The organism is Pseudomonas sp. AC169 (assembly GCF_979258515.1).
In genome coordinates this window covers 900,303-912,542 of record NZ_OZ409866.1, presented here as the reverse complement: position 1 = coordinate 912,542, position 12,240 = coordinate 900,303, and the positions used below count along the sequence as shown (strand labels likewise).

Below are 12,240 nucleotides of genomic sequence, written 5' to 3'. Positions count from 1 at the left end.
TTAGGGTGAGGGGCTTTTGATTTATAGCCTCACTGCTCCTGCGCCCGATAAGCCCCCGGCGTTAGCCCCGTCCACTTCTTGAACGCCCGGTGAAACGCCGACGGTTCGGAAAACCCCAGCTGCTCGGCAATCTGCTGCAACGACAGATCCGCCCGCCCCAAATGATAAATGGCGATATCCCGCCGCAGCTGATCCTTCAACTCCTGAAAACTGCTGCCTTCCTCACGCAAGTGCCGGCGCAGGGTTTGCGGACTGATGTGCAAATGCGCCGCCACCGCTTCCAGATCCGGCCAGTTAGCACTGTCGCGGCTGAGCAAACGGCGCAGGCGGCTGCTCAGGCTGTCGCCGTCGTCCGGGCGTGAGAGCAGGTCGGCGGGCGAGCGTTCGAGGAAATGTTTGAGCGTACGTTCGTCCTGCAACAGCGGCATAGACAGATAGCGGCTGTGGAACAAAAGGCTGCTTTGCTCGGTGCCGAAGGTCAGTGGGCAGGGGAACAGCAGATCGTACTCGGCGCCATGCTCGGGGCGCGGATAGCTGAAGCTCGCCTGTTCGAGGCGAATCCGCTGGCCGATCAGCCAACTGCCGAGGCGATGCCAGATCACCAGCAAACTCTCGGTGAGAAAGTGATCGGGATCCCATAACTGTGAGTCGTCGAGGCTCAAACGCACCCATTCGTCTTCGAGCGTCAGCCTCAGGCGCGGGGCTTCGGGGAATAGGCTATAAAACAATAAACCCCGTTGCAGCGCTTTTTCGAGATTGCGGCAATGAATCGAGGCGTGGCACATCATGGCGAAACTGCCGGGTTTGCTCGGCGCATTACCGAACCCCAGGTATTCGTCGTCCAGCGCCAGCCACAGGCCCTGAATCAAGCGGGTGAATTGTTCCGGGGCAATGCGCGCGCGGGGTTCATCGAGCAATTCCGGGCTGATGCCCAGTTGCAACAGCAGTCCCGAGTAATCGAACCCTTGACGGCGCGCGCCACCGAGGGCGGCACGGGCGAAATGACTGGCGATGGTGCGTTCGCGCATAAGCGGCAGTTCCTTCCTCAGGCGCCGGATGGTAGCCGGCGGCTGGACCCGTCTACAAGGCGGATTTCCGCCAAATTGTAGGACGAGAAGCGGCGAGATGGCGGAAATCCGCCACACTTGAGTCACCGGAGGGTGGCATCCATGACGCTGTAATCCCTGATATCAAAAGGCTTGCAGGCAATCGCACCAAAGTGGCACGACGTTTGCGATACAAGCCACAGAAGCGTGCGTTTCGCCCAGATGGAAAACGCTGCTCCAACAACAAATCCCTCCAGTGCAGGAGGGTTCGCAATTAAGGTTTCGCGGCCAACAGATGGATGTTGTCACGCGAGACGCTTGAGGAAACCTGCAATGACGACTCGTCAGCCACTGTACAAATCCCTGTATTTCCAGGTGATCATCGCAATCATCATCGGTATTGCGCTGGGTCATTACTATCCGCAGTTCGGTGTCGCGGTTAAGCCACTGGGTGACGGGTTCATCAAACTGATCAAAATGATCATCGCCCCGATCATCTTCTGCACCGTGGTCAGCGGTATTGCTGGCATGCAGAACATGAAATCGGTCGGCAAGACCGGCGGTTACGCACTTCTTTACTTCGAAATCGTTTCGACCATCGCGCTGCTGGTCGGTCTGGTCGTGGTCAACGTTGTACAGCCGGGCAACGGCATGCACATCGACGTTGCCACCCTCGACGCTTCGAAAGTCGCTTCCTATGTAGCGGCTGGCGCTGACCAAAGCGTTGTCGGCTTCCTGCTCAACGTGATCCCGACCACCATCGTCGGCGCGTTCGCCACCGGTGACATCCTGCAAGTGTTGATGTTCTCGGTAATCTTCGGTTTCGCCCTGCATCGCCTGGGTGCCTACGGCAAGCCGATCCTCGACTTCATCGATCGCTTCGCCCACGTGATGTTCAACATCATCAACATGATCATGAAGCTCGCGCCAATCGGTGCCTTCGGTGCCATGGCCTTCACCATCGGTGCCTACGGTGTTGGCTCGCTGGTGCAGTTGGGTCAACTGATGATCTGCTTCTACATCACGTGCCTGGCATTTATCCTCATCGTGCTCGGCGGTATCGCCCGCATGCACGGTTTCAGCGTGCTGAAGATGATCCGTTACATCCGTGAAGAGCTGCTGATCGTTCTCGGCACCTCGTCGTCGGAATCGGTACTGCCACGCATGCTGATCAAGATGGAGCGTTTGGGCGCGAAGAAATCGGTGGTGGGTCTGGTGATCCCGACCGGTTACTCGTTCAACCTCGACGGTACCGCGATCTACCTGACCATGGCTGCCGTGTTCATTGCTCAGGCCACCGACACGCACATGGACATCACTCACCAGATCACCCTGCTGGTGGTGTTGCTGCTGTCTTCCAAAGGCGCTGCCGGTGTGACCGGTTCGGGCTTCATCGTGTTGGCAGCGACGCTGTCGGCGGTAGGTCACCTGCCGGTGGCCGGTCTGGCGCTGATCCTCGGTATCGACCGCTTCATGTCCGAAGCTCGCGCACTGACCAACCTGGTCGGTAACGCTGTTGCGACCATCGTGGTTGCCAAGTGGGTGAAAGAGCTGGACACCGACGTACTGGACGCCGAGCTGGCGTCGGGCGGCCGCGGGATCATTGATACCCGTCCTGAAGACGACCTGGGTGTCGCTGAAGGCGCAACCCCGAGCAACGTGAAGTAAGCGCTGCTTGAATTGAAGAAACCCGCTTCGGCGGGTTTTTTCATGCCTGCGATTTGAGCGTAACGGTCACACCCGCTGACATTTCCGGTGATTGCTGCATCGGCAATGCCTGCCTAGGCTGAGTGCATCGTCCAAGGAGTTCGCCCATGTCTGCACCGCTGGCCTCACTGAAGATCCTCGATTTCTCGACCTTGTTGCCCGGGCCGTTCGCCTCGCTGTTGCTGGCGGACATGGGCGCTGAAGTTCTGCGCATCGAGTCGCCGACGCGCCTGGATCTGCTGCGGGTATTGCCGCCCCATGACGGTGGCACATCGGCCAGTCACGCCTACCTCAATCGCAACAAGCGCAGCCTGGCACTGGACCTGAAACAGCCCGAAGCGCTGGAGGTGGTCAAGCAACTGCTGGCCGATCACGACATTCTCCTCGAGCAGTTTCGCCCCGGTGTGATGGAGCGTCTGGGCCTGGGTTATGAAGCGCTGAAGGCGATCAACCCGAAACTGATCTATGTGTCGATCACCGGTTACGGCCAGACCGGGCCGTACAAGGACCGCGCCGGGCATGACATCAACTATCTGGCGCTGGCGGGGCTGGCCAGTTACACCGGCCGCGCCGACAGCGGGCCGTTGCCGCTGGGCATGCAGGTGGCGGATGTTGCCGGGGGTTCATTGCATGGGGTGATCGGGTTGTTGGCCGCTGTGATTGCGCGGCAGCAAACGGGGCAGGGTACACATCTGGACGTGAGCATGACTGACTGTGCGTTCAGCCTGAATGCCATGGCCGGGGCCGGCTACCTGGCCTGCGGTGAGGAGCCGGGCTGGGAAGAGCAGATGCTCAACGGTGGCAGTTTCTACGATTATTACCGTTCTCGCGATGGCCGCTGGATGTCGGTGGGCAGTCTGGAACCGGGCTTTATGCAGCAATTGTGTGCGGCGCTGGGGCGGCCGGAGTTGGCGGTGCAAGGGTTGTCGCCCCAACCCGAGCAGCAGCAGGCCTTGAAATACGCGCTGACAGTCGAGTTCGAAAAACATGACTTTGCCGAGTTATGCGAAATGTTTGCCGGGATCGATGCGTGTGTCGAACCGGTGTTGAGTCTGGGTGAGGCGGTGCGCCATCCACAGTTGCAGGCGCGGGAACTGGTGGCACAGGTGCCGCGTGACGATGGTACGACGCAGGCGCAGATGGCCTGCCCGTTGAAGTTTTCCGAAGCGTTGCCGGCGCCGCGGCATGTTGGCGCGGCGTTGGGGGAGCATACGGATCAGGTGTTGGGCGAGTTGGGGTTGAGTCCTTCGAAAATTGAAGAGCTGCGCCGGGCCAAAGTCATTCTTTAGTGCCTGTACCGACGCTTTCGCGAGCAAGCTCGCTCCTACAGGAGAATGCATTCCAAGGTGGGAGCGAGCTTGCTCGCGAAGAGGCCAGAACAGGCGATAAAAAACTGGCTATTCGACGCGCATCTCGCCACTGAACACCAAGGTATTGCGGCACCGCCGACACAAATACCGCCGCCCCTGCCGCACCATGCTATGGCGCTGCGCCGAAAACGGAAAATCACTGTCGGCACACGGGCACTTGTAGATATAGCGGGTCACGCTGCGGCGCTTGATTGCATAGGTGTGGCAGCGATCCGGCGGCAATTCGTAAACCCCGCGCATGATCAATTGCCATTCCTCGCCATGGGGCTGAATGCGGTCGCCAAACAACTGATGAGCGATCAGGTGCGCGACTTCGTGGGCCACAGTCTGCTTGAGGAAGTGTTCGGTGTTTTCCCGGTACAGCTGCGGATTGAAGCGCAGCAGGTTCTCATGCAAATGCGCGACACCGGCTTTTTGCCCGCGCAACTTGAGGCTGACGACAGGGCGTGGGAAAGAACGTTTGAAAAAGGATTCAGCGAGTTGGTAACAGTCTTCGACGCGGGTATTGAGTTGCTCGGGCATGCTTGATGGATCTCCAGAGGCGTCGAGTATGCCGCAACCCTGTGGACTTGCGAATCGCCGAGCTGCCGAATGGTCATCCGGCAAACGACAAGGCCGCCTTGCGGCGGCCTGTAGTTAGTCAATTAAATCAGTTGGTATAGACGGGTCCAACGCCCAGCCCCCAGACAATCACGGTGAACGCCATGATGGCGACCAGCACCACCAGACCCACCGCCAGCACCGAACTTGAGAACAGGAAACCTTCGTCCGAAGGAATATTCATGAACGTCGGCAGCCCCACATACAACAGATAAACCGTGTAGCAGATGGCCGCGGTACCGACGATCATCCCCAGCCACATATGCGGATACAGCGCCGCCAGCCCGCCGACGAACAACGGTGTCGCGGTATAGGTGGCGAACGCCACGCAGCGGGCCAGACTCGGGTTGGCGTCATAAGTGCGGGCCATCCAGTGCACGAAGGCGCCCATGACCGCGACCCCGCCGAGCATCGCCAGGTACGACATGATCGTCATCCACAGTGCGCTTTCAAAGGTGAGCATCACCGGCGCGCGGTTGCCGATTACCCAGCCAACCTGCGTGGTGCCGATAAACGCCGAGACAGCGGGGATCGCCGCCAGAATCAGCGTGTGGGTGAGGTACATGTGGCTGATGCTTTCCTCTTGGTCGCCACGGATTTCCTTCCATTCCTGATCGGGGTGGGTAAAAAGTCCCACTACGTGATGGATCATGCCAGTCACTCCTCTTGTTATTGCCATCGCCCCCCAACGGAGCGCCTACGGGCCAAGGTGGCCGAGCAAATACAGGTCTTCAGATTGTGTGCGACCTTATGTCGCAGTATAGAAAGGTCTTACCCGCACAGGTATTAGGGGCTTAGAGCAAATCGCGCTGTAAACACGGGGCTTAATCGCCTTGGGGTCTGTAAAGATTGCGTCCTTTGGCCATGACAACCTGTGCCCACAACCCCGGGGTTTTTGCGTAAAATGCCGGCCTTTCGTCACACCTCACGGATTTCGCGTCATGGGCACTCTTACGGTCAACCAGAACAAACTGCAAAAGCGCCTGCGCCGCCTGGCCGGCGAAGCGGTCGCCGATTTCAACATGATTGAAGACGGCGACAAGGTCATGGTCTGCCTGTCCGGCGGCAAGGACAGCTACACCATGCTCGACGTGCTGCTGCACCTGCAGAAGGTTGCCCCGATCAGGTTCGAGATCGTCGCGGTGAACATGGACCAGAAGCAGCCGGGCTTCCCTGAGCACGTGCTGCCGGCTTATCTGAAAGAGCTGGGCGTCGAGTACCACATCGTCGAGAAAGACACCTACTCGGTGGTCAAGGAGCTGATCCCGGAAGGCAAGACCACCTGCTCGCTGTGCTCGCGCCTGCGTCGCGGCACGCTGTACACCTTTGCTGACGAAATCGGCGCGACGAAAATGGCCCTCGGTCATCACCGCGACGACATCGTCGAGACGTTCTTCCTCAACATGTTCTTCAACGGTTCGTTGAAAGCCATGCCGCCGAAGCTGCGCGCCGATGACGGTCGTAACGTGGTGATCCGTCCGCTGGCGTACTGCAACGAGAAAGACATCCAGGCCTATTCGGACTTCAAGGCATTCCCGATCATCCCGTGCAACCTCTGCGGTTCGCAGGAAAACCTGCAGCGTCAGGTGGTCAAGGAAATGCTCGTGGACTGGGAGCGCAAGACCCCGGGCCGAACTGAAAGCATCTTCCGCAGTCTGCAGAACGTCATCCCGTCGCAACTGGCCGACCGCAACCTGTTCGACTTCACCAGCCTCAAGATCGACGAGACCGCGGCTTCGCGCTTCGTCAACGTCGTCAACCTGTAAACCCGATTCATGTGGGAGCGAGCTTGCTCGCGAAGGCGTCGTGTCAGCCGACATCAATGTTGAATGACATACCGCTTTCGCGAGCAAGCTCGCTCCCACAGTGTTTTGTGTTCAAAGATAGAATTTCATTTTCATTTCCCGGGAGAGGGCATGCGCGATTACAAGTGGCTGCACGAATACTGTCTGAACCGCTTCGGTTCGGCGGCTGAACTGGAAGCCCATCTGCCCGTTCCCAAGACCCCGGCGCAATTGCGCAAGATCAGCGACGACCGCTACCTCTCGACCATGGCCCTGCGAGTCTTTCGCGCCGGCCTCAAGCACAGTCTGGTCGACGCCAAATGGTCGGCCTTCGAGGAAGTGTTCTTCAAGTTCGACCCGGAAAAAGTCGTGCTGATGAGTGCCGAACATCTCGAACGTCTGATGCAGGACGCGCGGATCATCCGCCATTTGGGCAAACTGAAAAGCGTGCCGCGCAATGCGCAGTTCATTCTCGATGTGGAGAAGGAGAGGGGCAGTTTCGGCGCGTTGATCGCCGACTGGCCGGTGACCGATATTGTCGGTCTGTGGACCTACCTGAAAAAGCACGGCCATCAACTGGGCGGGCTGTCGGCGCCACGGTTTTTGCGCATGATCGGCAAGGACACGTTCGTGCCGAGCTACGACGTGGTCGCCGCGCTGAATGCGCAGAAGATCGTCGACAAGGTGCCGACCAGTCTGCGCGATCTGAAGATTGTGCAAGACGTGTTCAACCAGTGGCATGAACAGAGTGGTGGGCGGGCGATGAGCCAGATTTCGATGATGCTCGCCTACACCGTCAATCATTGAGTCAATCCGATCGTTCCCATGCTCCGCGTGGGAATGCCGCCCGGGACGCTCCGCGTCCCTGAGACGCAGAGCGTCTCTGGATGCAATCCCACGCAGAGCGTGGGAACGATCGAATGTAGGAGCTGCCGAAGGCTGCGATCTTTTTCCATCAGGCGACGGAAATCTCGCCTTCGCCAGCCAGTTTGCGATTCAACTGATACCGCCACCGCACATACAACAGCGCCGAGCAGAACACCGCCAGGCTCGCGATCATCTCCAGCACGCCAAACCACTGCCGGCTCGGGTCATACGCCGCCAGTGCGCCTTTGATGAAATACAGATTCACCACAAAACACATCCACGAATGCCCACGTGCGCTGCCCATGATCATTGCCGGTGCGAGAACAATCCACGGGATCAGCTCGACCAGCAGAATCACCCACGGTCGTGCGCCGTGCAAGTCGGCGAACAGCAGATAGTAGGCTGCCAGCAAACCGGCGAGGGCGAAAAAGCTCAGCAGGCTGAGCACCCGCATCGCCTTCACCCGTGGCTCAAGCCATTCGACACTGGGCAGAATCTTCGGCTTCTTCGCCATATCAGCCCACCAGTTTCTGAGCGGTTTTGGCCAGGCGCAGACCCAGTGCGCGACACAGCGCCATTTCATGCTGATCGAGACCTTTTTTACCGTCAGCCCCGGCGTGGTGGCTGGCACCATAAGGCGTGCCGCCGCCCTGGGTTTCCAGTAACGCCGATTCACTGTAGGGCAGGCCGGTGATGAGCATGCCGTGGTGCAGCAGCGGCAACATCATCGACAGCAGCGTGGTTTCCTGACCGCCATGCAGGCTGGCAGTGGAGGTGAACACGCCGGCCGGTTTGCCGACGAGGGCACCGGTCAGCCACAGGTTGCTGGTGCCGTCGAGGAAGTATTTCAGCGGCGCGGCCATGTTGCCGAAACGCGTCGGGCTGCCGAGGGCCAAGCCGGCGCAGTTTTTCAGATCATCGAGCGTGGCATACAGCGCGCCTTCGTCCGGAATGTCCGGCGCCACGGCTTCGCACTCGGTCGAGATCGCCGGCACCGTGCGCAGACGCGCTTCGAGACCGGCCTGTTCGACACCTCGGGCAATCTGCCGGGCCATTTCGTTGGTCGAGCCGTTGCGGCTGTAATACAGCACCAGAATGTACGGCGCGCTCACGGCAACAACTCCAGGATATTTTCCGGAGGACGACCGATGACGGCTTTGTCGCCGACCTCAAGAATCGGGCGCTCCATCAGTTTCGGATGCTGGGCGATCGCGTCGATCAGTTGCGCTTCGCCGAGGCTTTGATCAGCCAGCTGAAGCATTTTGTATTCATCTTCCCCGGTGCGCAGCAACTGGCGCGCGCTGATCCCGAGCTTGCCGAGCAGGGCCTTGATTTGCGCCGCATTCAGCGGGGTGTCGAGGTAACGCACGACGTTCGGGGTCAGGCCGCGGGCTTCAAGAAGCTCCAGCGCGCCGCGGGATTTCGAGCAGCGCGGATTGTGATAAAGCGTCAGATCGGTCATGGCGGGTCGCTTCTGGCGTAAAGTGGCGGCTATTCTAACTGTGCAGCGCGCAATCCAGAACCTTCGGAGGCAATGGGTCGCAGGCGCCTTCAAATTTTTACAAGGAACACGACATGACACGGCGATTGGCAGCAGCATTGACGGTTATCGGGGCGTTGATGCTGGGGGGCTGCGGTAACGATTACGGGATCGACCAGAACGGTCAGAAAGTGGCGTCCGAGCGTTTGGACAAACAATGGGTAGTGCTCAACTACTGGGCCGAATGGTGCGGCCCGTGCCGGACCGAGATCCCGGAACTCAATCATCTGGCTGATGAGCTCAAGAGCAAGAACGTTGGCGTGTTTGGGGTGAATTTCGACAACGTGCAGGGTGTGGAGCTGAAAGAGGCGAGCGAGAAGCTCGGCATCAAGTTCACCGTGCTGGCGCAGGATCCGGCGGAACTGTTCGAGTTGCCGCGCAGTGAGGCATTGCCGGTGACGTACATCATCGACAACAAGGGCAAGGTGCGTGAGCAGTTGATGGGGGAGCAGACGGCGGCGGGGGTGATGGCCAAGCTTGAGGCTCTGCAGGCGACCCAGTAACGTCAAAAGCCCCTCACCCCAGCCCTCTCCCGGGGGGAGAGGGGGCCGACCGAGGTGTCTGGCGAGTTACAGCGACCTAAAAAAACCAGTCGATTATGGATTCACCAGAGCAGGATCAGGTCGGCGTATCTCTCCAATTTCCCCCAATCAGTCCCCTCTCCCTCTGGGAGAGGGTTAGGGTGAGGGCTTTGGCAGACTCACTGACCTAAAAGATCCAGTCGATTATGGATTCACTAAAGCAGGATCAGGTCGGCGTACCTCTCCAATATCCCCCAATCAGTCCCCTCTCCCTCTGGGAGAGGGCTAGGCGGGCGGCGTTCCGATGAGGGCTTTGGCGATCCTGAGGCTTAACCCTCTTCCAGCCACCAGCGCAACGGCTTGCCTTCAGCCGGCCAGAAGCGCATCTGCTCGATTGGCGAAATGTCCCATCGTTCGACATGTTCCAGCGCTTGTAGAAAGCGTTGCTCCTGCTCCATCAGCGCCGGCGCGCAGAGCTTGCGGGTCTTGCCGATCTTGCCGAAAGTCAGCTTGTCACCGTCCAGCGTGTAAGGCGCGAACCAATGGTTGCAGCCACCGTTGCCGTAGGCGCGGCCATCATCGCCGAGGGTCACGGTCAGATGGCTGTAATCCATCAATGGTCGCTCACCGATCCACTCCAGAATGTAGCTGCGGTTCTGTTGCAGTTGCACAGGCTCCGCAGCGCAACCTACCAGACCTACACCGACCATAGCGGTCAGGGCAAAGCGTTTCATCACGCAGGCTCCTGGCATTTCGGGCACAGGTGCTTGTCGCCAACGGCTTTCCAGCCCAGCTCGGCGATGCGCGCGGTGGCCGCCGGTTTCTCGGCGGTTTTGCCGAGTTTGGCGTCCACGGCGAATTCGAAACTCAGCTCTTTGGCGCAGCTGTCGCAGTTGACCTGCCAGGTGTGGATCGCCAGTTCGCCGAACACCGGGCCCGTGGTCATCGCGGTCCATTGGCCCGGCGGGTTGATCAGGTGGCGGACGGTTTCAACGGTCAGGCGCATGGACAAGTCCTTGCTGCCTTTGAGGGTGACCAACAGCGCGTCACCGATGCGAATCGAGCCACCGTTGCCGGTGACCTGATAGCGGCCCGGATCAAGGGCGCGGCATTCGGTGAGGGTGTGTTGCGGGTTCATCAGGGTGTAGCGGAAATCGTGTTCGACCATGGGTCCTCCAAATATGCGCGACATGCTAGCACGGGCTTGATTGCAGAATGATGCGCGCGTGCGACCTTCGATCCGGTTCAAATGAGGCGGCGCTCATGGCAAACTGCCGGCCTCAACTCTGAAGGAACGGAACATGGCGCTGATCGAATGTTATGAATGCAAGAAGAGCATCAGCTCCGAGGCCAAGGCGTGCATTCATTGTGGGGCTCCAATGGCGGCGCATGCGGCCCACGCGCAGAGCGCCGCCGCGCCCGCTCAGGCCGCGACGATCTCGTTCGGCAGCCTGCCACGCGACAAGGCTGTTCCCGAGGTCACCGCCCCGGCACCCGCACCGCAACCTTTACCCAAAGTCATGCCAGCCGCCGCACGGCGTCGGCGCCCGCAGCAAGAAGAGCAGCCCGATACTGCGCAGGCCAATGCCGACGGCAGCCGCCCGGTGGAAGGCTGGCTGAAGATCATGATCTTCCTGCTGCCGATGGTTTTCGTCTGGTTCCTGCTGCGCTACGGCCACTCGATGAAACAACGCTTCTTCGGCTTCGGCTGGCTGGCTTTGTTGATTCTGGCGTCTTCACTTTAATCACGATAAAGCTGAAAAAATCTCAGCCCTCGACCTTGTTCTGCGGCGTTCCCGCTGCCCAGGTCGCGATGTTGTGCAGTGTGGTTGCGGCAATCGCACCCAGTGCTTCACGGGTCAGAAAGGCCTGGTGCGCGGTGATGATCACGTTGGGAAAGGTCAGCAATCGCGCCAGCACATCGTCCTGCAAAGGCAGGTCGGAACGATCCTCGAAAAACAGTTGCGCCTCCTCTTCATAGACATCCAGCCCCAGATAGCCGAGTTGGCCGTCCTTCAATGCATCAATCAGCGCCGGGGTGTCGACCAGTCCACCGCGACCGGTATTGATGAGCATGGCGCCGGCCTGCATGTGCGCCAGTGAATCGCAGTTGATCAGGTGTTTGCTCTGCTCGTTGAGCGGGCAATGCAGGCTGATGATCCGCGACTGCGCGAGCAGTTCCGGCAGGCTCAGATAGCGTGCGCCCAACGCCAGCACCTCCGGATTCGGGAAAGGATCGTAGGCGAGCAACTCACAACCGAAGCCGTGCATGATTTTGGCAAAAGTCGCGCCGATCTGACCGGTGCCGACAATACCCACGGTTTTGCCGACCAGATCGAAACCGGTCAGGCCATGCAGGCTGAAATCGCCTTCACGGGTGCGGTTATAGGCGCGGTGCAGACGACGGTTGAGGGCGAGGATCAGCGCCACGGCGTGTTCGGCCACCGCGTGCGGCGAGTAGGCCGGTACACGCACCACGGCCAGTCCCAGACGTTTCGCCGCGAGCAGATCGACATGGTTGTAACCCGCCGAGCGCAGGGCAATCAGGCGCGTGCCGCCAGCCGCCAGTCGCTCCAGTACCGGCGCGCTGAGGTCGTCATTGATAAATGCGCAGACCACTTCATGCGCGTCGGCCAGCGCCGCCGTATCGAGGCTGAGCCGGGCCGGTTGAAATTGCAGCTCGATATCCGCCGGGCAATCGGCGGCGAGGAAGCTGTCGCGGTCGTAGGTCTGGCTGCTGAAAACGATCGTGCGCATTGAATCCTCCTGGAGCATCGACACGGATTGAATCATCCGAACCCACTT

Annotated in this window: 15 protein-coding genes; 6 read left to right on the top strand and 9 right to left on the bottom strand. The window is 59.7% G+C overall.

Going from position 1 to position 12,240, the window contains the following annotated elements:
* Positions 1-29 precede the first annotated feature (29 nt).
* A complete protein-coding gene (locus ACZZ0G_RS04100) occupies positions 30-1,028 on the bottom strand; it encodes an AraC family transcriptional regulator (RefSeq protein WP_463555391.1) in 999 nt (332 codons plus the stop codon).
* A 351-nt stretch (positions 1,029-1,379) separates the two neighbouring features.
* Between ACZZ0G_RS04100 and ACZZ0G_RS04095 the strand changes: the two genes are divergently transcribed.
* The gene (locus tag ACZZ0G_RS04095) at positions 1,380-2,714 is read left to right on the top strand and encodes a dicarboxylate/amino acid:cation symporter (RefSeq protein WP_158954451.1); all 1,335 of its coding nucleotides are present in this window, start codon (positions 1,380-1,382) and stop codon (positions 2,712-2,714) included.
* Positions 2,715-2,860: 146 nt separating this feature from the next.
* Positions 2,861-4,042, top strand: coding sequence for a CaiB/BaiF CoA transferase family protein (locus tag ACZZ0G_RS04090; RefSeq protein WP_463555390.1), 1,182 nt, complete (start codon positions 2,861-2,863; stop codon positions 4,040-4,042).
* 108 nt (positions 4,043-4,150) lie between these two features.
* Here ACZZ0G_RS04090 and ACZZ0G_RS04085 read toward each other — a convergent pair whose 3' ends face one another.
* Positions 4,151-4,645, bottom strand: a complete 495-nt coding sequence (locus ACZZ0G_RS04085; protein ID WP_463555389.1) for a SprT family zinc-dependent metalloprotease — start codon at positions 4,643-4,645, stop codon at positions 4,151-4,153.
* Between the two features lie 127 nt (positions 4,646-4,772).
* Entirely contained in the window at positions 4,773-5,375 is a 603-nt protein-coding gene (locus ACZZ0G_RS04080; protein WP_016773629.1) for a Yip1 family protein, read from the bottom strand.
* A 289-nt stretch (positions 5,376-5,664) separates the two neighbouring features.
* On the opposite strand from ACZZ0G_RS04080, the gene ttcA reads away from it, so the two are divergent.
* Both ttcA and ACZZ0G_RS04070 read left to right on the top strand, forming a co-directional pair.
* Complete coding sequence (gene ttcA / locus ACZZ0G_RS04075) at positions 5,665-6,489, top strand: tRNA 2-thiocytidine(32) synthetase TtcA (protein WP_463555388.1); 825 nt, start codon at positions 5,665-5,667, stop codon at positions 6,487-6,489.
* Between the two features lie 150 nt (positions 6,490-6,639).
* The gene (locus ACZZ0G_RS04070) at positions 6,640-7,314 is read left to right on the top strand and encodes a DNA-3-methyladenine glycosylase I (RefSeq protein ID WP_463555387.1); all 675 of its coding nucleotides are present in this window, start codon (positions 6,640-6,642) and stop codon (positions 7,312-7,314) included.
* Between the two features lie 148 nt (positions 7,315-7,462).
* Here ACZZ0G_RS04070 and ACZZ0G_RS04065 read toward each other — a convergent pair whose 3' ends face one another.
* The 3 genes from ACZZ0G_RS04065 to arsC are packed head-to-tail and all read right to left on the bottom strand — an operon-like array spanning position 7,463 to position 8,836.
* Complete coding sequence (locus tag ACZZ0G_RS04065) at positions 7,463-7,888, bottom strand: DUF2069 domain-containing protein (protein ID WP_460091940.1); 426 nt, start codon at positions 7,886-7,888, stop codon at positions 7,463-7,465.
* Position 7,889: 1 nt separating this feature from the next.
* Positions 7,890-8,486 carry an NAD(P)H:quinone oxidoreductase gene (gene wrbA, locus ACZZ0G_RS04060; protein ID WP_463555386.1) on the bottom strand — a complete coding sequence of 199 codons (597 nt, stop codon included), beginning with the start codon at positions 8,484-8,486 and terminating at the stop codon, positions 7,890-7,892.
* Positions 8,483-8,836, bottom strand: coding sequence for an arsenate reductase (glutaredoxin) (gene arsC, locus ACZZ0G_RS04055; protein ID WP_463555385.1), 354 nt, complete (start codon positions 8,834-8,836; stop codon positions 8,483-8,485). Before arsC ends, wrbA begins: the two co-directional genes overlap by 4 nt.
* Before the next feature lie 113 nt (positions 8,837-8,949).
* Between arsC and ACZZ0G_RS04050 the strand changes: the two genes are divergently transcribed.
* Positions 8,950-9,417, top strand: a complete 468-nt coding sequence (locus tag ACZZ0G_RS04050) for a TlpA disulfide reductase family protein (protein WP_463555384.1) — start codon at positions 8,950-8,952, stop codon at positions 9,415-9,417.
* A 347-nt stretch (positions 9,418-9,764) separates the two neighbouring features.
* Here the strand turns inward: ACZZ0G_RS04050 and ACZZ0G_RS04045 are convergent, their stop codons facing one another.
* Both ACZZ0G_RS04045 and ACZZ0G_RS04040 read right to left on the bottom strand, forming a co-directional pair.
* Complete coding sequence (locus tag ACZZ0G_RS04045) at positions 9,765-10,169, bottom strand: META domain-containing protein (protein ID WP_123453349.1); 405 nt, start codon at positions 10,167-10,169, stop codon at positions 9,765-9,767.
* Entirely contained in the window at positions 10,169-10,603 is a 435-nt protein-coding gene (locus tag ACZZ0G_RS04040) for a hypothetical protein (RefSeq protein WP_463555383.1), read from the bottom strand. Before ACZZ0G_RS04040 ends, ACZZ0G_RS04045 begins: the two co-directional genes overlap by 1 nt.
* A 133-nt stretch (positions 10,604-10,736) precedes the next feature.
* Between ACZZ0G_RS04040 and ACZZ0G_RS04035 the strand changes: the two genes are divergently transcribed.
* On the top strand, positions 10,737-11,180 hold the full coding sequence (locus tag ACZZ0G_RS04035; protein ID WP_463555382.1) for a hypothetical protein: 444 nt from the start codon (positions 10,737-10,739) through the stop codon (positions 11,178-11,180).
* Between the two features lie 22 nt (positions 11,181-11,202).
* On the opposite strand, the gene ACZZ0G_RS04030 is transcribed toward ACZZ0G_RS04035, so the two are convergent.
* A complete protein-coding gene (locus ACZZ0G_RS04030) occupies positions 11,203-12,192 on the bottom strand; it encodes a 2-hydroxyacid dehydrogenase (protein ID WP_463555381.1) in 990 nt (329 codons plus the stop codon).
* Positions 12,193-12,240 lie beyond the last annotated feature (48 nt).